Origin of the sequence: Flavisphingomonas formosensis (assembly GCF_009755815.1) — a bacterium.
GTDB classification, from domain to species: Bacteria; Pseudomonadota; Alphaproteobacteria; order Sphingomonadales; family Sphingomonadaceae; genus Flavisphingomonas; species Flavisphingomonas formosensis.
The window spans coordinates 166,932-191,478 of the sequence record NZ_WRPK01000011.1; the positions used below are offsets into that span (position 1 = coordinate 166,932).

Annotated in this window: 16 protein-coding genes; 13 read left to right on the forward strand and 3 right to left on the reverse strand. The window is 65.6% G+C overall.

Annotation, left to right across the window (positions count from 1 at the left end):
• Positions 1-6: 6 nt before the first annotated feature.
• The gene (locus GQY20_RS25880) at positions 7-1,542 is read right to left on the reverse strand and encodes a M23 family metallopeptidase (RefSeq protein WP_232476256.1); all 1,536 of its coding nucleotides are present in this window, start codon (positions 1,540-1,542) and stop codon (positions 7-9) included.
• A gap of 208 nt (positions 1,543-1,750) precedes the next feature.
• Between GQY20_RS25880 and GQY20_RS25885 the strand changes: the two genes are divergently transcribed.
• Genes GQY20_RS25885 through fdxA form a run of 3 tightly spaced genes read left to right on the forward strand, consistent with a single transcriptional unit; the run spans position 1,751 to position 4,951 of the window.
• Complete coding sequence (locus GQY20_RS25885; RefSeq protein WP_157220055.1) at positions 1,751-4,282, forward strand: helicase-related protein; 2,532 nt, start codon at positions 1,751-1,753, stop codon at positions 4,280-4,282.
• Entirely contained in the window at positions 4,275-4,580 is a 306-nt protein-coding gene (locus tag GQY20_RS25890; protein ID WP_157220056.1) for an RNA-binding S4 domain-containing protein, read from the forward strand. The genes GQY20_RS25885 and GQY20_RS25890 overlap by 8 nt, the downstream gene beginning before the upstream one ends.
• Positions 4,581-4,612: 32 nt before the next feature.
• A complete protein-coding gene (gene fdxA, locus GQY20_RS25895) occupies positions 4,613-4,951 on the forward strand; it encodes a ferredoxin FdxA (protein ID WP_157220057.1) in 339 nt (112 codons plus the stop codon).
• A 276-nt stretch (positions 4,952-5,227) separates the two neighbouring features.
• On the opposite strand, the gene GQY20_RS25900 is transcribed toward fdxA, so the two are convergent.
• Entirely contained in the window at positions 5,228-5,998 is a 771-nt protein-coding gene (locus GQY20_RS25900) for a DUF2167 domain-containing protein (RefSeq protein ID WP_157220058.1), read from the reverse strand.
• A 355-nt stretch (positions 5,999-6,353) separates the two neighbouring features.
• Here GQY20_RS25900 and GQY20_RS25905 point away from each other — a divergent pair, with 355 nt between their 5' ends.
• From GQY20_RS25905 to GQY20_RS25945, 9 genes are all read left to right on the forward strand, one after another.
• A complete protein-coding gene (locus GQY20_RS25905; protein WP_157220059.1) occupies positions 6,354-6,878 on the forward strand; it encodes a CarD family transcriptional regulator in 525 nt (174 codons plus the stop codon).
• A gap of 318 nt (positions 6,879-7,196) precedes the next feature.
• Positions 7,197-7,904, forward strand: a complete 708-nt coding sequence (locus GQY20_RS25910; RefSeq protein ID WP_157220060.1) for a head GIN domain-containing protein — start codon at positions 7,197-7,199, stop codon at positions 7,902-7,904.
• Between the two features lie 133 nt (positions 7,905-8,037).
• Positions 8,038-8,361 (forward strand): hypothetical protein, encoded by a 324-nt coding sequence (locus tag GQY20_RS25915; RefSeq protein WP_157220061.1) that lies wholly within the window; start codon positions 8,038-8,040, stop codon positions 8,359-8,361.
• Entirely contained in the window at positions 8,361-9,095 is a 735-nt protein-coding gene (locus GQY20_RS25920; RefSeq protein WP_157220062.1) for a cellulose synthase operon protein YhjQ/BcsQ, read from the forward strand. Before GQY20_RS25915 ends, GQY20_RS25920 begins: the two co-directional genes overlap by 1 nt.
• Positions 9,096-9,110: 15 nt before the next feature.
• Positions 9,111-13,472, forward strand: coding sequence for a UDP-forming cellulose synthase catalytic subunit (gene bcsA / locus GQY20_RS25925; protein ID WP_157220063.1), 4,362 nt, complete (start codon positions 9,111-9,113; stop codon positions 13,470-13,472).
• A gap of 2 nt (positions 13,473-13,474) precedes the next feature.
• Complete coding sequence (locus GQY20_RS25930) at positions 13,475-16,996, forward strand: cellulose biosynthesis protein BcsC (protein ID WP_157220064.1); 3,522 nt, start codon at positions 13,475-13,477, stop codon at positions 16,994-16,996.
• Positions 16,996-17,484 carry a cellulose biosynthesis protein BcsD gene (bcsD, locus tag GQY20_RS25935; RefSeq protein WP_157220065.1) on the forward strand — a complete coding sequence of 163 codons (489 nt, stop codon included), beginning with the start codon at positions 16,996-16,998 and terminating at the stop codon, positions 17,482-17,484. Before GQY20_RS25930 ends, bcsD begins: the two co-directional genes overlap by 1 nt.
• Positions 17,474-18,502, forward strand: a complete 1,029-nt coding sequence (locus tag GQY20_RS25940; protein WP_157220066.1) for a glycosyl hydrolase family 8 — start codon at positions 17,474-17,476, stop codon at positions 18,500-18,502. Before bcsD ends, GQY20_RS25940 begins: the two co-directional genes overlap by 11 nt.
• A gap of 122 nt (positions 18,503-18,624) precedes the next feature.
• Positions 18,625-20,208, forward strand: a complete 1,584-nt coding sequence (locus GQY20_RS25945) for a cisplatin damage response ATP-dependent DNA ligase (RefSeq protein WP_157220067.1) — start codon at positions 18,625-18,627, stop codon at positions 20,206-20,208.
• A gap of 28 nt (positions 20,209-20,236) precedes the next feature.
• Here GQY20_RS25945 and GQY20_RS25950 read toward each other — a convergent pair whose 3' ends face one another.
• Positions 20,237-21,139 carry a LysR family transcriptional regulator gene (locus GQY20_RS25950; RefSeq protein WP_157220068.1) on the reverse strand — a complete coding sequence of 301 codons (903 nt, stop codon included), beginning with the start codon at positions 21,137-21,139 and terminating at the stop codon, positions 20,237-20,239.
• 206 nt (positions 21,140-21,345) lie between these two features.
• Here GQY20_RS25950 and GQY20_RS25955 point away from each other — a divergent pair, with 206 nt between their 5' ends.
• A complete protein-coding gene (locus GQY20_RS25955) occupies positions 21,346-24,537 on the forward strand; it encodes an efflux RND transporter permease subunit (protein WP_157220069.1) in 3,192 nt (1,063 codons plus the stop codon).
• The last annotated feature ends 10 nt before the right edge of the window (positions 24,538-24,547 follow it).

Consider the following 24,547-nt stretch of genomic DNA (forward strand, 5'->3'; position numbering starts at 1 on the left):
GATCGATCAGCCTTTCTTTTTGAGCGTCTCGGCGCTTGCCATGACCGGCGCCGGGCTCAATGCGGCCCCCGGCCGCACCGCCAACAGACGTGTCAGTTCCCCGCGGAAGCGCGCAAGCTCCCGGCCCGCCAGCAACGGCGCCATCGTGAACTTCACCGAGTTCGGATTGATCGCCTGACCATTTTTGTAGAGCTCGTAATGCAGGTGCGGACCGGTGGAGAGGCCGGTAGAGCCGACATAGCCGATCACCTGCCCCTGCCGCACACGCACGCCGGGCCGCACCGCGATGCGGCTCATATGGCCGTAGCCCGTCGCCAGCCCGGAACTGTGGTTGAGCTTCACATAATTGCCGTGCCCGCCATGCCAGCCCGCAAAGGCGACGACGCCGTCGGTCGCCGCGACGATCGGCGAACCATAAGCCGCGCCGAAGTCGACGCCCTTGTGGAAGCGTGAATAGCCAAGCAGCGGATGCATGCGCATGCCGAAGCCCGAGGTGAGGTGTCCGTTTACCGGCATGCGCATCGCGCCGCGGCTTTCGCCGACGCCAGAAGCTTCGAACCATTGGCTGCGCCCGTCCTTCGCCCAGCGCAGAAGCTGGGTCCGGCGCGTGCCATGGGTCAGTCCGGCGAACAGCAGGTCGCCCATCTCCACCTCGCCCGTCTCGGCGCGACGATGGGCGATGATGATATCGAACCGGTCGGTGGAGGCGACGTCGCTGCCGACGTTCAGTTTGGTGGCAAGCGCATGCAGATAATCCGTCACCGCCGCGGCCGGCGCACCGGCGGTGCGCGCTGACCGGTACAGGCTGCTGCCGACAATGCCTTGGACGCGCAGCGGCGTATCGTCGACCGCTATCGGAACCTTCTGGAGCCGCAGCCGGCCGTCGACCCGCTCCACCGCGAGCTTCAGGTCCAGCCGGGCACGGAAAGCGAGATGATCCAGCGGCCGTGCCTCGTTGCGGTTGGCGCGACGCCCGAGCACCACGTTCATGCGCGTGCCCGGTTTGATCTCGTCGACGGAGATCGCGCCGGCGACCATCGCCGCCACCTGCTTGGCTTCGACACCTGCAACGCCTGCGCGCTCAAGCACGCGGGTGAAGCCGTCGCCTCGGCCGAGCGTCGCGGTAAGATCGACGGACGGCCGTTCCGGCGTTTCGCCGAGCGGCAGGACCGCATCGGTCGCGCCCATCCGCCGGCCGGTATCGCCGCCATAGGCCAACGGCGCGATGCCGATCGCCCGTGCCTCGTCCCAATGGCTTTCAGTAAAGCCTGGTTGCGGCGCGGCGGCGATCGGCCGGAAGCCCGGTGCCAGCAGCCACGCGCCGGTGCATAGCGCCGCGCAGGTCGCAAGGCCGCGCAGCCATTCGACGGAGCCGATCCGTGCGCCGAGATCGGTGACCAGCTCCAGGTCGGTGGCGCGCTCGCCGAGCCTGTCGCGCCAGCGCTGGAAACGGATGAGAATCGTTGTGGGCAGCGCGGCGTCAAGGGTCAGCACCGCCGTTGCGGCGCCATAGCCGTACGCAAGGTCGTCTCGCTGATACAAGATTAGGCGTCCCCCGCTTGTGCGTCTTCCCCCGGGCCGAAACGGCGTGTCGGAGGAAGGACTGTGGCGCGATGCCGTTAAAGTCAAATTAAACAGCGCAGTAATTAGGAAGGCTGCGACAGGCCGTCATCTTTTTGCCGTGAACCGTATGGGTGAACGCGGATAGAAGCCGCTTGCGTTTGTCATCTGCTGCCCCGATGTTCGCTCCATGTCCCGCTTCACGGCCAATATGCTGGCAGCCGTGCTCGGCCCGACCAACACGGGCAAGACGCATCTCGCAATCGAGCGAATGTGCGGTCATTCCAGCGGCATGATCGGCTTTCCGCTGCGACTCCTCGCCCGGGAAGTCTATGACCGGGTGGTGGCGATCAAGGGTAAGGGGCAGGTGGCGCTGATCACCGGCGAGGAGAAGATCCTTCCCGATCAGGCCCGCTGGTTCCTGTGCACCGCCGAATCCATGCCGACCGACCGCGATTTCGCCTTCGTCGCGATCGACGAGGCGCAGCTCGGCGCAGATCCCGAGCGGGGCCATGTCTTCACCGACCGGCTGTTGCATGCGCGGGGCCGCGAGGAGACGATGATCCTCGGCTCGGAAAGCCTTCGGCCGATGCTCCGCGCGCTGACGCCCGATGCCGATATCATCAACCGGCCGCGCTTTTCGACGCTCAGCTATGCCGGCGCATCGAAGCTCTCACGGCTGCCGCCGCGCTCGGCGATCGTGGCCTTCTCTGCGGAGGAGGTCTACGCTGTCGCCGAGATGCTGCGCCGGCTGCGGGGCGGTGCGGCAGTCGTGATGGGTGCGCTCAGCCCGCGCACCCGCAATGCCCAGGTAGCGATGTTCCAGTCCGGCGAGGTCGACTATCTCGTCGCCACCGACGCCATCGGCATGGGTCTCAACATGGATGTCGCCCATGTCGCCTTCGCGTCGCTGCGCAAGTTCGACGGGCGGCGCACACGGCGGCTGACCATCGCCGAAATGGCGCAGATCGCCGGGCGCGCCGGCCGGCATCAGCGCGACGGCACCTTCGGCACGCTGGCGCTGGAAGGTGGTGCCGCCGCATTCGCCGAGGAAGAGGTGGAGGCGATCGAGCAGCATCGCTTCGCGCCGCTGGATCATCTTTATTGGCGCGAGGGCCGTCCGTCGCTGGGCAGCGTCGATGCGCTGATCGCTTCGCTCGAACGGCGGCCCGAGCAGCCCGTGCTGCGCGCCGCGCCGGAGGCGATCGATCTCGCGGTGCTCAGGCGTCTGGCGGGCGAAGCCTGGGTCGGTGAACGGGCCCGCGGCGAACGGCAGGTGGCGCGGCTCTGGGCGGCCTGCGGCCTGCCCGATTTTCGCAAGACCGGTGCCGAGGCGCATGCGCGGCTGGTCGGCAGGGTTTATCGCCATCTGAGCGAGGGCAGCGGCCATATTCCGGCAAGCTGGTTCGCCGAGGAGATCGCCCGGCTGGATACCGTGCAGGGCGACGTCGACACGCTCAGCCAGCGTATCGCTGCGGCGCGGACATGGGCCTATATCGCCCATCGCGCCGATTGGCTGGAAGAGCCCGGCAAATGGGCCGAGCGCACCCGCGCGCTCGAGGAGAAGCTGTCAGACGCGCTCCATCAGAGCCTGCGCCAGCGCTTCGTGGATCGGCGCACATCTGTGCTGATGCGCGATCTTGGCGCCAAGGGCAGCGATCTGCTGCCCGTTCGGATCGAGGAGGATGGCGTCGTCACCGTCGACGGCGAGCCCATCGGGACACTCGAAGGGTTCCGCTTCAAACCCGATCCCCGCGCGCGCCATGCCGATATGAAGCGCCTGCTGGCCGCAGCCGAACGCCGGCTTGGCGGCGAGCTCGCGCGCCGCGCCAAGGCGCTGGCGGAGGACGACGATGCCGCCTTCAGCCTTGCCACCGATGCCGGGCGACCGGTCGCGGTCTTCTGGCGGGGAGATGTCGTCGCCCGGCTGCAGAAGGGCAAGACGCTGCTGCAGCCTCGCACGGCGCTCTATCGTGCGCTTGAGGCTCTGCCGGTAACCGAGAAAAAGGCGGTGACGGCACGGATCGAAGGCTGGGTGGCCGCTACGATCGGGCGGCAGCTAGGGGGGCTCGCCGCCCTGGCGGAGGCCGCGCGCGATCCCGTGCGAGCGCCGGCTCTGCGCGCCTTGCTCGCGCCGCTGGCCGATGCTGGCGGTATCATCGATCGGCGGGCGGTGGAAACCACGGTCGTGGCGTTGGATAGGCCCGGTCGACAGGCGGCGGCCAAGCTCGGCATCCGGATCGGCGCGCTGGACATATTCCTGCCCGCTCTGCTCAAGCCGGAAGCGATGCGCTGGCGCCTGGCGCTCGCAGCGGCCCAGGAGGGTGCGGTGATGCCCGAGCTGCCGCCACCCGGTGCAGTTTCGCTGAAGACGCCCGATGAGACGGCGGGCTGTGAGGCGATGATCCGTGCCGGCTTCCGTCCGCTCGGGGCGCAGATGCTGCGGATCGATCAGGCCGAGCGGCTGGCGCGCATCGCGCATGAATCGCGCGCGGCCGATCGGGCGGCATTCGTGCCCGATCCGGGACTCTCGGTTTCGCTTGGGCTGAGGCCGCCGAGTTTCGCCCAGCTCATGCTCGCGCTCGGCTTCCGCCCGGCAGATGCCGAAGGCGGTGCGCTCCGCTGGGTGTGGCGTGGCAAGCGGCAGAGGCCGCGCGCCGCGCCGCCCCGGCCTGGGAACGCCTTTTCCGCACTCGCTGGATTGAGAACCGCCGGTGGCTGAAGGCGTCTCGCTCCGGCTGGACAAATTCCTCTGGTTTTCGCGTCTCACCAAGACGCGCGCGCTTGCCCAGGCGATTGCCGAAGGTGGCCACATGCGGATCGACGGCCGCGTCGTGGACCGTGCCCACGCCCCGGTACGGCCCGGCAACGTGCTGAGTTTCCCGCTGCATGGGCGGGTGCGTATCATCCGTATCGAGACGCTGCCGATACGGCGTGGTCCCGCCGAGATGGCCCGCGCCCTCTACACGGATCTCTCGCCACAAATCGATCATGTTGACGTGTCGCCCGACGCAACCTAGCAGGACGGCGATTCCGAGTGAGGGTTCGATCCATGACTTATGTCGTCACCGACGCATGCATTCGCTGTAAATATATGGATTGCGTCGAAGTGTGCCCGGTGGATTGTTTCTACGAGGGCGAGAATATGCTCGTCATCAATCCCAATGAGTGCATCGACTGCGGTGTGTGCGAGCCGGAATGCCCGGCCGAGGCGATTCTGCCTGATACCGAGAATGGTCTAGAGAAGTGGCTTGAGCTGAACACCACCTTCTCCGCCCAGTGGCCGAACATCACCCGCAAGGGCGATGCGCCCGCCGATGCCGATGAGCATAAGGGCGAGGATGGCAAGTTCGACAAATATTTCTCGGCGGAGCCAGGCGCGGGCGACTGACCCCAGCCTGGGCATGGCAGGCGGCACGGCGCCGCGCAATCATGTCCGGATCGCTGAACTGGCGCGGGCGATGCAGTGGCGTCGCCCGCGCCATGTTCGTGCTTGTAAGGTCGGCTCCGGCAGGGACATGCGCCTTTGAGCCGACACGCAATCTAGCCGTTCATCCTGGGGGCGGATCGTCCCCATCTCCGGGTGGACGGTAGGGACTCATCATCATCCACACGACGGCGAAGCCGGCAATCCCGCACACCGCGAGGATCGCGATCGTCCCGACATTCATTCCGCCGGGTCGCCCCGGCCGAACAGGCGACCAAAAAAGCGGCGAAACGCCGCCGCCGCCGCTGCAAAGCCGATCAGAATATATTTTCCGAAGGCCGCGAGCAGAGCCAAAATGCCCTTGGCTGCGCCCGCTTTCACCGCCGCGGCCGCGGCCCCGCCTGTAATCAGTGCGGCAAGGCCATATTCCGCCACCTTGTCCCCGTCCTTATAGGCTTCGTAGCGTTCGTCCGGGACATAGTGGAAGCCGGCAAGCGCGACGCGGAAGGCCGCCATATTCTTGTCCGCCTCCCGCGGATCGGTCACGAGCGTCGCGCTCATCACCCCGTGGCGACCGAGCAGGCGGGTGGTGTAGTTCACATTTTCGCCATCAGAGGAAAGGAGCTTCATGCCCCATTCGAGATTGTGCGTCGTCCGGTCATAATGTGGCGGAGCGGACCAGCCTTCGAGGGTCAGCGCGTCGAGGCCTTGTTTCTTGCGCTCCTCGTTGCCGGCCTCCTGATTGTCGCGCAGCGTCTTGAGAAGGGCGTCCGGATCGATTTTTTCGTCATCCTTGACGTAACCGCTGTTCTCGAAGCCGAAGATAGCGAACCAGGACAGGTCCGGCGCTGCGATGGTGTAGAGATCGTCCCCCGGCAGGTTTCCGGTCAGCTCCAGAAAGCGGCGGGTGCCGCTGCTGTCCAGATAGAGCATGTGTGCGGGCACGTCGATCGTGGCGCGGCCGGTTACGGGCTGGTGCGCCGGACCTTTGATCCACGCGAGCTTGCTCATCTCCCGGGCAGGATCCGCTGCGCTCGGTTTAGGCACATCCTGCGCGCGTGATGGAGCGGACGCGAACACGCTCACGGCGGCAAGCGCCGTCAAAAAAAGGCGAAGCATTTCATTCCCCTGTTTGCCCGATTGCGACTGTGCTATAGGCGGGGGCGCGGCGGCAAGGCTCCGCTGCGCCTGAAAAGCTGGTATTTTGCCTACAAATATATTACATAGCGTTCCGCAGGAGGCGCATATCTCGTGTGCGCGCAAAAAGGATAGTGAAACCGGGCTCGCTTGATCGCCGGCGGCTGCATATACGATGCGGACCGGCCGGGACGGGCTGTCCCCTATTTCCCAACGGAAGGGTCGATTGATGGCTGCCAAGGCGCTGAGCTTCGTTGTCGGCGATTATGTTGTTTACCCCAAGCATGGCGTGGGCCGCGTCATAGAGCTCCAGAGCCAGGAGATCGCCGGCGCCAAGCTGGAACTCTATGTTCTGCGTTTCGAAAAGGAGCGCATGACGCTCCGCGTTCCGACCAACAAGGCCGAAGCGGTCGGCATGCGCAAGCTTTCCTCCAGTGTCACGCTGCAGGAAGCGCTGACCACGCTCAAGGGCAAGCCCAAGATCAAGCGCACCATGTGGTCGCGCCGGGCGCAGGAATATGAGGCGAAGATCAACTCGGGCGATCTGGTGTCGATCGCCGAGGTGGTGCGCGACCTGTTCCGCGCCGACGACCAGCCTGAGCAGAGCTATTCCGAGCGGCAGATTTTCGAAGCCGCGACCAGCCGCCTCGCGCGTGAGCTCGCGGCGATGGAGAATACCGACGAATTGGCCGCGCAGGAGAAGATTCTGGACATTCTTCGCAAGGCGGCCGCGATCTATAACAAACAAGCCTGAGTTCGGGCCTGCAAAGGGGCGATTCCCGGCGGGGGTCGCCCTTTTGCCATTTGTGCCGAGGAACAGGCTCGCCGGGCGCGGATGCAGCGCTCAAGCCGCCGCTAAACTGTTGCAGCTACGCCCTGAACAGCAGGGATGGCGCAGTTTCGCCATCGGCAGTCGATTTCCCGCGGATCAGAATCATTATAGAGCAAGCTGCGCGATATGTGGATCGCACAGCGTGCTCCAAGCCTTTGTGGCTGCGTCCTTTGCGCGGAAAACCGGTTCCCACTTTTCCGCACGATGCTCTAGCGTGTCCTCCGCATCAGCGGAGTGGCCATGGTTCGTCGTCTTCTGTTCCTCGCCCTGGCGATCTGCACTGCCGCACGCGGTGAGGCCGCGCAACGGACATACAGCGTCACCAGCTTCGATCGGATTCGCGTGGAGGGCCCCTATGTGCTCGACGTGCGAACGGGCTCGTCCCCGTCTGCGAGGGCGGTCGGCGATGCCGTTGGGATCGATCGCCTTTCCATCGAGGTCCAGGGCACCACGCTGATCGTCCGTCCGGACAAGTCGGATTGGAGCGGCTGGCCCGGCGCGTCCTCCGGGCCGGTGCGAATCGCGGTGAGCACGCCTTCGCTGTCGGCCGTATCGCTCAATGGTGCGCCCACCGTCTCGATCGATCGGATGAAGGGCAGCGCGCTGGATTTGCAGCTCATCGGCTCCGGCTCGCTGTCGGTCGGCATGATCGACAGCGATTCGCTGACGGCGATGGCGAGCGGGGCGGGCAGCCTCAGTGTCGCCGGTCGGGTGAAGACGGCCAAAGTCGCGCTGCAGGGTGCAGGCCGTCTGGATGCCTCGCAACTCAGCGCCGCGGATGTCGAGGTCACCGCACTCGGAAATGGCGACATCACGATCGGAGCGCAGCGCAGCGCCAGGATTAATGCGGCTGGTTCCGGAAACGTAACCATAAGCGGGCAAGGTTCCTGCATTGTCAGGCAAAGTGGTGCCGGAGTGGTTTCATGCGCGCACAGGCAGGCCGATTGACGCGTGACGGGTACACCGTGGTGAACGCGATCTTTGCTTGAATTGGCGCAAAAACGGCATATGCAGAGCGGGTTAAAGGGCTTGTTAACTAAATTGCTTCACCGTTGGCGCTCGTAATCTCAGGGGACCGACCGTGCGCCAGGATGCTCGATCTCTGCTGGAAAAGCTGCAGCAGACGGATTTCGTCTATCATGATTTCGAAGAGCAGGAAGATGAGGGCGAGCCGTGGCCGCTGCTCGACGCCCTGCTCCGCCACCCGGCCATCGCGCGCACCGCACCTGTGCGCTCGTGGCCGCAGCGTGGGCCGGTAGAGGTGGATCTCGGCGAATCGAAGCCGGTCAGCCGTCTGTTCCGCCGCTACGACAACCGGCCGGAAGAGCCTGCGCCGTCGGCCAAGCCGCAACCGGAGCCGCCCAGCCTCAGGAGTTTTCTCAACAAGCTGGGGGATGAAGACTGATGGCGCTCATCCTCCTCCATTCCCCGAAGGGTGGCGTCGGTACGACGACGCTGGCTGCGAATCTGGCGCTGATGCTGGCCAGTCGCGGCCGCGACGTCGTTGCTGCCGATTTCAGCCCGCAGGACTCGTTGAAGCTGCACTTCGGCTTCCGGCCCGACCAGACGCTGGCGTCCGCATCGCGCAGCGATGAGGCTCAGGTCGTGGCGGGGGTGCGCGTGCTCGGCTGCAACCGGCCGGAAGATCTGGCCGATCCGGTCGCGGCGATCCGGCCCTGGCTAGGGGAAGGTTCGATGGTGATCGCGGACATCGCAGCGGGCGGCGGAGAGACTTTCCGGGCTCTGTTGCCGTCGGCGGCGCTGCACCTGTGTGCGCTCACCACGGACGCCGCGTCGCTGGCCGTTCTGCCGCAACTCGCGGCCGGGCGGTCGTTCATCGCGGCGACGACGGCGCAGAACAGCCTCTTCGTATTGAACCAGGTGGATGAACGGCGCCGGCTCGGCCGCGATGCGGCCAAATTCCTGCGTCGGTTGGTCGGGGACCGGCTGATCGGCGTCATCCGTCGCGACGAGGCGGTGAATGAAGCGCTGGCAATGATGGAGCCGCTCAGCAAATTCGCTCCGACGAGTGCGGCGGCGGCCGATTTCATCCGCTTCGGCGACACCATCCGTGAACTCCCGGCGCTCCGTCCGCCCGTCGCCCGCAACGGCGCGGACGACGCCGCGATCCGCGCCTGAGGGAGCCGTCCAGACATGCATGCGCTCGGCAATCTCGTCCTGAAAATCTCCATGGGCGCTGCGCTCATCCTGATCGCCGCCTTCGTCATAACGGTCCCGTTGGATCTCAAGTCGCAGTGGATGTTCGGGATCACGACGATCGTCGCGGTGCTGATCGCGGGACGCTTCAAGTCGCTGCGCGCGTCACTGTTCATCGGCATCGTCTCGATCATCGCATCGACACGCTACCTGTTCTGGCGCACGACGCAGACGCTGGAATTCGGTTCGCCGCTGGAATTCGTGCTGGGCATGGGCCTCTATCTCGCTGAGCTCTATGCCTGGGCGATCCTGGTGCTCGGCCTGCTGCAGACGAGCTGGCCGATGCGCCGCCCGATCGTCGAGATCGAAGGCGAGCCGCACGAGTGGCCGAAGGTCGACGTCTATGTTCCGACCTACAATGAAAGCCTCGCGATCGTCCGCAACACCGTGCTCGCCGCCATGGCGATGGACTATCCCGCCGATCGCTTCCGGGTCTATATTCTCGACGACGGGCGCCGCCCGGAATTCCGCAATTTCGCCCGCGCCGCCGGCTGCGGATATCTGACTCGCAGCGACAATCTTCACGCCAAGGCGGGCAATCTCAATGCCGCGATGAAGCGCACCGACGGCGAGCTGATCGCGATCTTCGATTGCGATCACGTGCCGACCCGCGCCTTTCTGCAGATGGCGGTGGGCTGGTTCCAGAAGGATCCGCGGCTCGCGCTGATGCAGACGCCGCACCATTTCTATTCGCCCGATCCGACGCAGCGCAACGTGGGCGTGATCAAGGACATGCCAGGCGAGGGCGACCTGTTCTACGGCGCCGTCCAGATGGGCAACGACCTGTGGAACGCAACCTTCTTCTGCGGATCCTGCGCGATCATCCGGCGTGCCGCGCTGGAAGAGACCAACGGCTTCGCGGGCGAGACGGTAACGGAGGACGCGCACACCGCGCTCAAGCTCCAACGCACCGGCTGGAATACCGCCTATCTGAACGTGCGTCTGTCGGCGGGCCTCGCGACCGAGCGTTTGTCGCTGCATATCGGCCAGCGCGCACGCTGGGCGCGCGGCATGACGCAGATCATGCGTATCGACAATCCGCTGCTTGGCCCCGGTCTCAGCCTCACCCAGCGCTTTTGCTACCTGAACGCGATGCTGCATTTCCAGTTTCCACTGCCGCGCATCGTGTTTCTGACGTCGCCGCTCGCTTTTCTGCTTTTCGGGCAGAACATCATCCACGCCTCGGCCGTGATGATCTTCTCCTACGCACTGCCGCACCTGTTTGCCTCCAATAAATCGAGCGAACGGCAGCAGGGCGCGCAGCGCCGGCCTTTCTGGGGCGAGATTTACGAGACGGTGCTCGCCTTCCACCTCGTGATGCCGACGCTGATGACGCTGTGGGATCCGAAAAAGGGCAAGTTCAACGTAACGGACAAGGGCGGCCTGCTCGAGGAAGGCTTCTTCGACGTGGCGACGCTGAAGCCGCATCTGATCTGCGCCGGCCTGCTCGTGCTCGGGCTCGTCGCGGGCTTCGCCCGTCTGCTCTGGCCGGACGTCTTCCATGTCCAGATGGGCACGCTGCTGCTCAACACGGGATGGACGCTGTTCAGCCTCATGATCCTGATTGCGGCGATGTCGGTGGGACGCGAGGCGCGTCAGCTCCGCGAGGACGTGCGCTTCGATGCCGATCTTCCGGTCACCCTCTATTTCGCCGATGGCTATGTCGTCGACGGACGGACCGTGAACGTGTCGATGGGCGGCCTCGCGATCAAGCTGCCGCCACGTTTCGAGTTCAAGGACCGGATCGTGACCGACGTGGGCGTCGAGACCGGAGGCGGCCTCTTCACTCTGCCGGTAGAGACCATCGCGATGAGCGGCGATCGTGCCCGCATCAAGTTCAAGCCGCTCTCGATCTCCGATCAGAAGCAGCTGGTGAAAGCGATGATGGGCCGCGCGGATAGCTGGCAGCCCGAGCTGCACGAAGAAGGCGTTGGAGGTTTCCGGTCGGTATTCGACATCATCAGGGTGGATCTGTCGACGATGGGCGCATTTTTCGGCAGCCTGAAGAGGGGTAAGCGCCGGAATGCAGCGATCGCGGCAACCGCGGCTGCGGTCGTCGCGGCCGCGGTCGGCCTCGCGCCGATGGGGAGCGTCGCACATGCGCAGGCTGCGGCCGCGCGCCCGCCGGCGGTTCGGCCGGCCGCGGAGCAGGCTGACCCGGCGGCGCCCGCGTTGCCGGGCGGGGTTCGGCAGTTCAAGCTGTCGCTCAAGGATCTGCAGTTCCTGAATCCGATCCGCCTGCAGGGCACGTCGGGCGAGGTCGGCATTCCCTTCGGCATGCGCAGGGACGAGGTGGTGACCTCTGCCAATCTCGTGCTGACCTTCGCCTATTCGCCCTCGATGCTGCCGGATCTCAGCCAGCTCGTCGTAATTATGAACGGCGAGGTGGTGCGGACCATCCAGCTCCAGCGCGCAGGTGCCGGCGGCGTCTCGCTCACGATTCCGGTCAACCCTGCCTTCTTCATGCCCGGCGACAACCAGCTCAACCTGCGGCTCGTCGGCCACTATACCCGCGATTGCGAAGACCCGCTGCACAGTTCGCTGTGGGCGAACATCAGCAACGTCCGCAGCTTCTTCCAGATCACGACCCAGCATCTGCCGACGCGGATGGACCTGGCGACGCTGCCCGCACCCTTCTTCGACAAATATAATCCCGGGCCGCTGAGCATGCCCTTCGTCTTCGGCGCCGCGCCGAGCAATGGCGAGCTGGAGGCGTCCGCCAGCCTGGCGTCCTGGTTCGGTGCGCTGGCGAGCTATCGGGGTTATGCCTTCAAGCCGATGATCGGCGCGATCCCGCAGGGCAACGCGGTCGTCTTCCTCACCGCCGCCCATCCCATTGCCGGCCTGCCGATCACGATCGGCGGCCCGGCGGTCGGCATCGTCAAGAACCCCAACGATCCCTACGGCCTGCTGCTGGTGGTAATGGGCCGCGACGAGCGCGAGCTGAAGCAGGCCGCGGCGGTGGTCGCCTCCAGCAGCGGTATATTGGGTGGGCAGTTCGCACCGGTCGATGGCGCACGCGTTCCGGCCTATGGCGCCTATAGCGCGCCGCGTTGGTTGCGCACCGATCGGCCGGTGAAGCTCGGCGAGCTCGTTGACCCGCAGAATCTGCAAGGCCTCGGCCTGCCTCCGGGGCCGCTCAACGCCAGCTTCCGGGTCGCGCCGGATCTGTTCTTCTGGCCGCGTGCCGGCGCCCGCCTGGACGTGCGCTATCGCTACCCGGCAGCCGACTGGCTTGACAAATATCGCTCGCGTCTCGACGTCTCGATGAACGGGCAATATCTCCAGTCCCTGCCGCTGGCCGGCCCCGGGTGGTGGAACCGGCTGACCGGTGGCGGCGTCGAGTCCCATGTCTCCAAGAGCAAGATGACCCTGCCGGACTATGTGCTGTTCGGTCAGAACCAGCTCAGTTTCTATTATGATCTGCAGCTCGCGAACAAAAAGGCGTGCGAGGGCACGGTTCCGACCAACGTGCGCACGAGTATCCTGCCCGACAGCACGATCGATCTGACCGGCGCCTATCATGCCACGCGACTGCCCAATCTCGCCTTCTTCGCGGGATCGGGCTTTCCGTTCACGCGGCGCCCGGATCTTGCCGAAACGGCGGTGGTGATGGCGCCGCAGCCGAGCGTGCAGGAGATCGAGGCCTTTCTGGTGCTGATGGGCCGTTTCGGCGATTCCACCGGCGCGCCCGCGACCCGCGTCACCGTGACGCGAACGGTGGATGCCAGCCAGTTCAGCGGCAAGGATATCATCGTTCTCGGTCCGTGGACGCTGGCTCAGTCGACTGCGTTGTTCCGCACGGCGCCGATCAGCTGGCAGAATGGCCGTCTGCAGGTCACCGAGCGCTCGACGATCGATCGGGTGTTCGACTTCCTTTCGCCCTATGATGTCGATCGGCCCGGCGACGTCGCGGATTTCCTCGCCGGCGCTTCCGGTTTCGAAGGCTTTGCCGGCTTTCAGTCGCCTTTCGATCCGGAGCATTCCGTGGTCGCGATTCTCGCCAGTGATCCCGTCAGCCTGCCCGACCTGATCTACGGCCTGGCCGACCGAAAGGTGAATGCCCAGGTCCAGGGCGATCTGTCGCTGGTCAACGGCGACGGCATGGCCAGCTATCATGTCAGTACCGGCTACTGGTCGGCCGCGCTGCCGATCTGGCTGAAGGTCGGCTACTGGTTCAGCCAGCGACCGTTGCTGATGGGCATCTCGGCCATTCTGATCGCCCTCTTCCTATCGGGCCCGCTTTACCTTCTCCTCAAGGCCCAGCAGCGTAAACGCCTGAACAAGGTATCGGAGTAAACATGGCCAAGCATTCCAAGCCTGCCTTGTTGTGGCTCGCCCTGGCGGCCACGGCCGCGCCATCGGCCATATCGGCCGCGGCGCCGGCCGGGGTTGCCGAGCTGCTCGACCAGGCCCGCTTCTGGAAGAGCAAGGGACGCGACGATCTCGCCAACCAGGTCTATCGGCGCGTGTTGACGATCGATCCCGGCAATGCCGCCGCGCGTGCGGCGCTTTCTCAGCAGAGCCCGCCGCCTGCACCACCGCCGGCCGCGGCACCCGCAGCCCCCGCTCCGACGCGGATGCAGGCTGCCCAGCCGAAACAGCCGTCCCCCCGGCAGCCCGCAGCGCCGGTCGCAGCCGCGGATACGGCGGGCGACATGCGCGCTGCCGGCTTCAAGGCGCTCGAGGCCGACGACATCAACACCGCCGCGACGCGCTTCCAGGCCGCGCTGAAGCGGCGTCCCAACGATCCGGATTCGCTTGGCGGCCTCGGCCTCGCCCGGCTGCGTGCGGGCCGCTTCGCCGAAGCCCGCGATCTGCTGAGCCGTGCGTCCAGGGCGGGATCGCCGGACAAATGGTCCGACGCACTGCAATCGGCGAGCTTCTTCGCCGGGCTGCGCCAGGCAGAGGCTGCGCGCGACGCGGGCAAGCTCGCCGACGCCGAATCGCAGGCCCGTCAGCTCGCGTCGTCGGGCTACAAGGACGCCAATCTCGCATCTTCGTTGCTGGCCGACGTACTCGGCCGCCAGGGGCGTTATGCCGAAGCGGCGCAGGTCTATCGCGACGTAGCCGCCGCCAATAGCGGCCGTGGCGGCCGCCAGTCCACGCAGCAGGCCGAGCAGATGCAAGGCAAGGCCTCGCTGGCGCAAGCGATGCAGGCCGCGGCATCGGGCAATGTCGGTGCTGCCGAGGGGATGTTCCAGCAGGCCGTGACGGCCAATCCGGACGATCCCTGGACGCGGTTCGAATATGCGCGCTTCCTGCTCGGCCAGGGCCGCACCGCGGCAGGCGACAGCGTGATGCAGCCGCTGTCGGTCAAGACGTCGCCGGACGCGCTCTATGCCTCGGCGCTCTATCTGAGCCAGTCCGGCCGCGAAGGCGCTGCGGTGGCGATGATGAAGCGCATTCCGGAAGACCAGCTGACCCTGGAGATGAAGCGGTTCGTGCTGCAGCAGCAGACCGTGGCGGCTATCGCCCAGGCCAAAACCCTGGCCGGCCGTGGGCGTCAGCAGGAGGCGCTGTCGGGCCTTCGCCTGATCGCCAGCAATGACAATCTGCCGGTGGCGACGCTGGGATCGCTCGCCGACGCGCTCTACCAGCTCGGCGATACGGCCGGCGCCTCCGCGTTGATCCAGCGTGCGCTCGCGCTGCCGCAGGCTGAGCCGGACGCCTATCAGGGCATCGTGCGCGTGCTCGCGAAGACGGGCCAGGACCAGCAGGCGTCCGGAATCGTGCAGCAGATGATGGGCAATGCTGGGCAGACCGGCAACGGCACGCAGGCGGCCGGCAAGCTCAACGCGATCCTAGCCGCCGAGCAGGGCGATCGGCTGCGTCAGCAGGGCCAGTATGCGAGCGCCTTCGAGGTGCTGCAATCCGCCTGGGCGACAGCGCCGAACGATCCCGATCTGCTCGGCTCGCTCGCCCGGCTCTATCAGGCCGGGGGGATGAACGGACAGGCGATGCAGGTCTATGACATGCTGCTCCGCCAGCATCCCGACGACGTCAACGCCCTGATCGGCATGGCGGACGCGTCGACCGGCGCGCGCGAATTCGGCCGCGCCAAGCAGGCGATCACGGCGGCAGGCCAGCGCCAGCCCAACAATGTGGACGTCTATCTTGCCGCCGCGCGCATGGAGCAGGCGCAAAACAATAACGGCGCGGCGATGCGCTATCTGAAGCAGGCACGCGCGCTGTATCTGCGCCAGCAGACGGCGCTGCCCAATGGCGGTGCCTTTCCGATGGCCAATCCGTTCCTGGCAGGCGGCGGCGCGGTCGCGCAGGCGCCCGTTCCCGTCAACCCCTTCGCCCTTTCCGCCACGCCGCCGAAGACCGGCGGCTATGGAGAGCCCGGCGCTGGCCCATGGGGCGGTGGTCCAACGATGCCGGCGCCCGCCTATATGGGCGGCGGTGGGCAGGCGGCTCCTTGGGGTGGCGGCTCTCAATCGTCGCCGTTCGGATCCCCCCTGTCCACACCCGTCGCCTCGTCATCGGCAGGCAACCCGTGGAGTGGCGCGGTACCGGCGCAGCCGAGCTGGTCCGGCGGATCGGCCCAGCCGATGGCCTCCGCCCAGAGCTGGGGCGCACCGGCGCAGGATTGGGGCGGTGGCGGCGTTCCATCCGGATTGCAGAATCGCAGCGGGGCGCCGGCGATCACCGATCCGACCTTGCGCCAGATCAACAATGACATCGAGGCTCTCGCCGGCGAGGCCGGCACGACCGTCGACGTGCAGACCCGCTATCGTCAGCGTACTGGCGAGACGGGTCTCAGCAAGCTGCGTGACGTAGGCGGCACGGTGACCGTCTCGACCGGCTTTGCCGGCGGACGGGTCAGCGCCAGTGCCTCTCCCGTAGTGGTCGACTCCGGCCGGCCGACCGGTTCCGGCCTCGCGCGCTTTGGCTATAATCCGACGATCGAGGCGCAGGCGATCGTCGATAAAGTGCCTTCGCCGCTGGTGCAGGCGGAGACACAACAGGATTCCGGCGTTGCATTCGACGTCGGCTATCAGAACGGCGCGTTCAAGGCTGATGTGGGATCGACGCCGATCGGCTTCAGCAAGACCCAGATCCAGGGTGGCGTCTCCGTCTCGCCGAAGCTCAGCCAGGACGTCAGCGCCAAGCTGTTCGGCGAGCGTCGGCCAGTCACGGACAGCGTCGTCTCCTATGCCGGCACCAAGGATCCGGTGACCGGGCAGACCTGGGGCAATGTGATGCGCAGCGGCGGCGGCGCGTCGATCTCCTACGATCATGCCGGCACTGGCGTCTACGCCGACGCATCCTATTATCGCTATGACGGCACCAATGTGAAGAAGAACAGCAGCTATCAGGTCAATATTGGCGGATATCTGCGTGCCTACCGATCCGCAAACAGCAACTTCACGATCGGCGCCAACATCAATTACCAATCCTACGCCAACGACCAGAATTACTTCTCGTTCGGACATGGCGGCTATTTCAGCCCACAAAGCTTTGTCAGCCTGAGCTTCCCGATGCATTTCGATACGAAATTCGGCAGCGGCTGGAAGATCAACGCCGATTTCGCGCCGGGTTATCAGAGCTACAAGCAGGATGCTGTGGGGCTTTATCCCACCGATGCCGCTGCCCAGGCCAAGCTGGATGCGCTCAAGGCGCAGGACAACGACGTGCGCTCCTTCTACGACAGCATCAGCAAGACCGGCTTCGGTTATGCGCTGGATGCCGGCGTGAACTACCAGTTCGGTGCGAACACGCAACTCGGTGGCGACATAAAGGTTAACACCTTCGGGAATTATAAAGAGTTCCAGACGATGCTGCATTTGAAGCAGGTGATCGGGAGCGCTGAGTGATGCGCAGCGGAACGGATCGGATCGAAGAGCATGAGCGAACGGATTCCGGGCGCTCGCAAAGCCGCACCGCGGATCGCAAGTCGCTGGCAGTGCTTTTTTCCCTGCTGCTGCAGGAAATGCGCGACAATGCGAGCGCCGAGGAAGCGCATGGCTTCTTCCAGGCGATCGGCATGCGTCTTGCGCAAAGCTGCCCGTTGCCGGACGTTGAGCGGATCGATCGGCTCGCCGGGGCGATGAACGAGGTTTGGCGCGCACTCGACTGGGGCCATGTGATCCTCGAGCCCGATGATGACGGGATCGGCATCGTCCATTTCGATGCGCCGGTGAAGATGGCGGAAGATGATGGGGGCCTCTGGCCTTCAGCGCTGACCAGCATATTGGAAGGCGTCTATGATGGCTGGTTTCGGGGCCTCGGCAGTGGGCCGAAGCTGCAGACGACGCTCAAATCGCGAACGGCAGACAGGATAGAATTTCATCATGGACGTTGACCGCCGGACGGCGATGGCGGCTTTGCTGATGGCGACCATGTTTCAGAGCGGATGTGCCAAGGCTGCCAAGCGTCCGCCGGCTGCGCCGGCACCGAAGGCGTGGGCTGCGTTCGCCGCCAGGTTCATGATGCCCGACGGGCGCATCGTCGACACCGGCAATGGCGGGATCAGCCATAGCGAGGGCCAGGGCTATGGCATGGTGCTGGCGGAAGCGGCCGGCGACCGTGCGCGCTTCGAGAAATTATGGGCTTGGACGGATACGACGCTGGCGCGCAAGGACATGCGCCTCTTTTCCTGGCGCTATGATCCCAACGCCAATCCGCGAGTCACCGATCCCAACAACGCGACCGACGGCGATATCCTGATCGCCTGGGCGCTGCTGCGCGCTTCCCAGCGCTGGGGCGTTGCAGCCTGGGCGAGCGCCTCGCGAGAGATTCGCGATGCGATCCTGAAGACGCTGGTGAAGCCGGTTGGCAACCGGATGGTGCTGCTGCCGGGCCTGCAGGGGTTCGTCAACGGCCAGACGGTCACGGTCAACCTTTCCTACTATATCTGGCCGGCCCTGGATGCTTTCCGCAAGGCAGACGGCGCCGGCTGGTCGGGCATCGTCAGCGATGGCGAGGCGATATTGGCCCGAGCCCGCTTCGGGCAGCACCAGTTGCCCAGCGACTGGATTGATCTCCGCCCGCAGGACATTGTCACTCCGGCAGCGGGCCGACCGCCGCGCTTCGGCTTCGATGCCGTGCGTATCCCGCTCTACCTTTACTGGGGTGGCCGCGATTCGGCCCTTCAGCCGTTCCGCGCTTATTGGACGCCGTTCAAGGCCTCAGGGCAGGTACCGCCGGCCTGGGTGGACGTGACCACCGGCGAGGTGGCGCCCTATCCGCTGTCCCAGGGTGCGATGGCGATCGCGTCAATGGTGATGAGCCGCAAGATACCCGATGCGCCGGTCCTTACCGACGATTATTTTGCCGCGGTGTTGACCGTACTCAGCCAGGCGGCGGCGCTGGCGCGCTAGTGCGGGCTGATCTGAGTCGCATCATTTGCGCGAAACCGGTTCCGCGTTTCTGCACGAGGCCTCAAGGAACGGCGGCAGCATGCTGCACGTTCGGATACGAATGATCTATCGCGCCCTGCACCATGCGTGACTTTTCGCAATTGCTGGACGGGCTCGTCTACACGCGTTCGCGCAATGCCAAGCTCAAGCTCATCGCCGATTATCTCCGCCGCACGCCCGATCCGGACAGGGGCTGGGCGATGGCGGCGCTTACCGGTTCGCTCGACCTGCCGGCGGTGAAGGGCGCGGCAATCCGTGCGCTGGCCGAGCAGCGGGTCGATCCCGTGCTACTGGCGATGAGCTACGATTATGTCGGCGATCTCGCCGAGACGGTGGCGCTGATCTGGCCCAAGCCGGGCGAGGAGCCGGCCGAGATCGACGATGGCACGTTGCGGCTCGGCGCCGTGGTCGACCGGCTGTCGGCGCTGGGCCGCAGCGAGGCGCCGGGCGCGCTGGGGGCGATGCTCGATCATCTCGATGCCAGTGGCCGCTTCGCGCTGCTCAAGCTCGCTACCGGCGGGCTGCGCGTCGGCGTCTCGGCACGGCTCGCAAAGACCGCGCTGGCGCAGGCATTCGAACTGGACGTCGATGCGGTGGAGGAGGTCTGGCACGGACTGCGGCCGCCCTACGCGACGCTGTTCGCCTGGGGCGAGGGGCGGATGGAGCGACCGGATCCGGCCGATACGCCGGTGTTCCGGCCGTTCATGCTCGCCCACCCGCTCGAGGATCTGCGCGTCGATCTCGCCGATTATGCCGCAGAATGGAAATGGGACGGGATCCGCGTCCAGATCGTCGGTGCAGGCGGCGAGACCCGCCTCTACAGCCGCGCAGGCGATGATATCAGCAGCGCCTTTCCGGATGTTGCACGGGCCTTTACGGCGCGTGGCGTGCTGGACGGCGAATTGCTGGTGCGGGGCGAGCATCAAGCCGGCGAGGCCGGCAGCTTCAATGCGCTGCAGCAGCGGCTTGGGCGCAAACAGGTCTCCGCCAGGATGCTGGCCGATTACCCCGCCTTCGTGCGGCTCTATGACATATTGTTCGACGGAGCCGAAGATGTGCGTGAGCTGGGCTGGAGCGAGCGCCGCCCCCGGCTCGAGCGCTTCGCCGCGGCGCTGGATCCGATCCGCTTCGACGTTTCGGCGCTTATCCAGGCCGAGGACTTCGATGCGCTGGAGACGATACGCGCCGGCGCGCGCGAGGCGGCGATCGAGGGCGTGATGCTGAAGCGGCGCGACTCCCCCTACGTCGCGGGGCGACGCACGGGCCTCTGGTACAAATGGAAGCGCGACCCGCTCACCGCGGATTGCGTGATGATGTACGCGCAGCGCGGTCATGGGAAGCGGTCGAGCTTCTATTCCGACTATACCTTCGGCTGCTGGACCGAGACCGGAGAGCTGCTCCCCGTCGGCAAGGCCTATTCGGGCTTCACCGACGAGGAACTGATCTGGCTCGACCGCTTCGTGCGCAACCATACGGTGGGCCGCTTCGGTCCAGTGCGCGAGGTGGAGAAGACACTGGTGCTGGAGGTGGCGTTCGATTCCATTCACGATTCGAAACGCCACAAGTCCGGTCTCGCCATGCGCTTTCCGCGCGTCGCCCGTATCCGGCAGGACAAGCCAGCGGCGGAAGCGGACCGCATCGAGACGCTGCGGCGAATGATCGTGTGAGCATGCGGGCCGCCGCAGGGGGCGGTGCTCAACCGGCCTCGATCAGCGCACGCTCGACGATGGCGACGAAGTTGCGGCAGGCGGCCGAAGCGGCGCGGTGGCGGATCAGCCACATCCGGCTGATCGCAGACGGATCGGCGAGCGGCAGATAGACCACATTGTCGGTATGCAGTGCGCTCAACGAGCGGCTGACCACCGAGATGCCGAGCCCGGCGGCGATGAGGCCAAGCAGGGTGGAAAGCTCACGCGTCTCCTGGGCGATGCGCAGCTCATGGCCGGACTGGCGCCACAACATCTCCACCTGCTCGTTGAAGCCCGCGCCGGGATCGCGCTCGTAGATCACCAGCCGCTCGTCCGCGATGTCCGAGATGGCAAGCGGTTCCCTGCGTTGGGCGAGGGGATGATCCGCGCGCATCGCGACCAGCAGCGGCTCCACCAGTAGCGCCGTGGTGACGAGATCCGCGGGAAGGCCGGGCAGTTCCAGCCCGCGCAGGAAGCCGATATCCAGCCGGCGCTCCACTGCTGCCTCGATCTGCCGCGCGCGGGCCATTTCCGAAAGGGTGAGGTGCACCTCGGGATAGGCCTGGCGATAATCGAACAGCGCGCGCGAGATGGCCGGCGTGAAGGGTGCCGAGGCGGTGAAGCCGATGCTGAGCTCGCCCAGCTCGCCATGCTGCGCGCGGCGGGCCACCTGGACGGCGTGGACCGCCTGCTCGAGAATGCGGCGGGCCTCCACCAGGAACAGCTTGCCGGCTTCGGTCAGCTCGACGCGGCGGCTGGTGCGATCGAACAGGAAGACGCCTAATTCGTCTTCGAGCGCGCGAATCTGCTGGCTGAGCGGTGGCTGCGAGATGCCCAGCCGCTGCGCGGCGCGGCCGAAATGCAGCTCCTCGGCGACGCGGACGAAGTAGCGGAGGTGGCGGAGCTCCATCGATCCATTCGTAAGACATATCGATCGAGCCGTACAGCCTATTGGACAATATCAGTTTTGCATTGCAATGGAACGCCGCAGCGCTCCTTTGCCGCGCTGCACCATTTGCATGTCCTGTGCGGTGGATTCGTCTGTGTCACGCTTCTGGAGGGGGCGGCGGCGGCACTATTTCGTGGATGAAGCCGACCGGCTTCGCGGAGTAGTTAATGAACGAGCTCGTCCGGATCGCCCTTAGAAGGCCGCTCACGTTCATCGTGATGGCGATCCTGATCATGATCGTCGGCATCCTGTCCGCATTCCGCACGCCCGTGGACATCTTCCCGAACATCGGCGTGCCGGTGATCGCGGTGGTCTGGCAATATGCCGGCCTGCCGCCGGATGAGATGTCGGGGCGCATCGTCACGCCTTTCGAGCGCACGCTGACCACAACGGTCAACGACATCGAGCATATCGAAAGCCAATCGATGCAGGGCATCGGCGTGGTGAAGATCTATTTCCAGCCCGGCGCGGACATCCGCACCGCGACCGCGCAGACGACCTCCATCTCGCAGACCGTGCTCCGCCAGATGCCGCCGGGCGTCACCCCGCCCCTGATCCTCAACTACAGCGCCTCGACGGTGCCGATCATTCAGCTCGCCATGTCGGGCAAGGGCCTGTCGGAGCAGCAGATGTTCGATCTGGCGCAGAACCAGATCCGGCCGCAACTGGTGACCGTGCCGGGCGCCGCCATGCCCTATCCGTTCGGCGGCAAGCAACGCCAGATCCAGATCGACATCGATCCCCAGGCGCTCCAGTCCAAGGGGCTCTCCGCGCAGGACGTGGCCAGCGCGATCGCCTCGCAGAACCAGATCAATCCCGCCGGCTTCGTGAAGATCGGCAGTTTCCAATACAGCGTGAAGCTGAACAATGCGCCGCCGTCGGTGGAGGAGTTGAACGCGATCCCGGTCAAGGTGGTCAACGGCGCCACCATCTACATGCGCGACGTCGCTTATGTGCGCGACGGCAGCGCGCCGCAGACCAACGTCGTGCATGTCGAGAACCACCGCTCGGTGCTGATGACGATCTTCAAGAACGGATCGACGTCGACCCTGGCGGTCGTGCAGGGCATCAAGGACAAGCTGCCGGGCGCGACCGCGGGCCTGCCGGACTCGCTCAAGATCACGCCGATCGGCGACCAGTCGATCTTCGTGAAGGCGGCGGTATCGGGCGTGGTGCGGGAGGGTGCGATTGCCGCGGCGCTGACCTCGCTGATGATCCTGCTGTTCCTGGGTTCCTGGCGCTCGACGGTGATCATCGCCGTCTCGATCCCGCTCGCCGTGCTGGCCGCCGTAGCTGCGCTGGCTGCGTTTGGTCAGACGTTGAACGTGATGACGCTTGGCGGCCTCGCGCTCGCGGTCGGCATTCTCGTCGACGATGCGACCGTGACGATCGAAAACATCAACTGGCATCTCGAGCAGGGCAAGGGCGTCCTCCAAGCCATTCTGGATGGCGCCGCCCAGATCGTGACGCCAGCTTTCGTCTCGCTGCTCTGCATCTGCATCGTGTTCGTGCCGATGTTCTTCCTGCCGGGCGTCTCGGGCTTCCTCTTCGTGCCGATGGCGCTTTCGGTCGTGTTCGCGATGATCGCATCCTTCGTCCTGTCGCGCACCCTGGTGCCGACCATGGCGATGTATCTCCTGAAGCCGCATCATGACGAGCATGGCCATGAGATCGAGAAGCCGGAGACGCGTAATCCGCTGATCCGCTTCCAGCGCGGCTTCGAGGCCCGGTTCGAGCAGGTGCGTGATCGCTACACCGGCTTGCTGGAGCGTGCGCTCGAAAACCGGAACCGGTTCATGGCCGGCTTCATGGCGGTCGTGTTTCTTTCGTTCCTGCTGGTGCCCTTCCTCGGTCGCAATTTCTTCCCGGCGGTCGATGCCGGCCAGATCATGCTGCACGTACGCGCGCCGATCGGCTCGCGTATCGAGGACACGTCCGCGGAGTTCGAACGGATCACCCGCCGCATCCGCGAGATCATTCCGCCCGAAGAACTGGCCTCGGTGGCCGATAATATCGGCCTGCCGGTCAGCGGCATCAACACGACCTACAACAACAGCGGCACGATCGGCCCGCAGGACGGCGACATCATGATCGCGCTGAAGGAGGGGCACAAGCCGACGGCGGACTATGTCGCGGAGATGCGCAAGAAGCTGCCCGAAAGCTTCCCCGGCTCGAGCTTCGCCTTCCTGCCGGCGGATATCACCAGCCAGATCCTGAACTTCGGTGCGCCCGCCCCGATCGACATCCAGGTGTCTGGCCGCAATCTCGGGGACAATGCCGCCTTCGCGACGAAGATATTGCGCCGCATCCGCACCATCCCGGGCGTCGCCGACGCGCGCATCCAGCAATCGTCGCGCTATCCGCAGATCAATATCGACATCGATCGCTCTCGCATCGGCCAGTTCGGGTTCACCGAGCGCGACGTGACCAACAGCCTCGCGACCTCGCTGGCCGGCACCTCGACGACGGCCCCCGTCTTCTTCCTCAATCCGCAGAACGGCGTATCCTACCCGGTCGTCGCGCAGACCCCGGAATATAGGGTGAACTCGATCAGCGACCTGCAGAACGTGCCGGTCTCGGGCACGGGTCAGCAGCAGACACAGGTGCTGGGCGGCCTCGGCACGTTCAAGCGCACCACCTCGTCGGCGGTTGCCAGCCACTACAACATCCAGCCGCTGATCGACATCTACGCAACGCCGCAGGGCCGCGATCTGGGTGCGGTCTCGTCCGACATCGCCAAGGCGATCAAGGAGCTGGAGCATGAACAGCCGAAGGGCGTTACCGTCACCCAGCGCGGCCAATATGCGACGATGAACGCGGCCTTCTCCGGCCTGGGGTACGGCATCCTCGGCGCGGTCGTGCTGATCTACCTGCTGATCGTGGTGAACTTTCAGAGTTGGCTGGATCCGTTCGTGATCATCACCGCGCTGCCCGCGGCAATCGCGGGTATCGTCTGGATGCTGTTCACCACGGGCACCACCCTTTCGGTTCCGGCGCTGACCGGGGCGATCATGTGCATGGGCGTGGCGACGGCCAACTCGATCCTGGTCATCTCCTTCGCCCGTGAACGGCTGGATGAGCTCGGCGACTCTACCAAGGCCGCGCTCGAGGCCGGCATGGTCCGCTTCCGTCCGGTACTCATGACCGCGCTCGCGATGATCATCGGCATGCTGCCGATGGCGCTCGGCATGGGCGACGGCGGTGAGCAGAACGCCCCGCTCGGCCGCGCGGTCATCGGCGGCCTTCTCTTCGCGACCTGCGCGACGCTCTTCTTCGTGCCGGTCGTCTTCAGCTTCGTCCATCGCCACGGGCGGGTGGCCAAGAATCCCGCCAAGGACCTGGAACTTGCGCATGCATGACACTCAACAG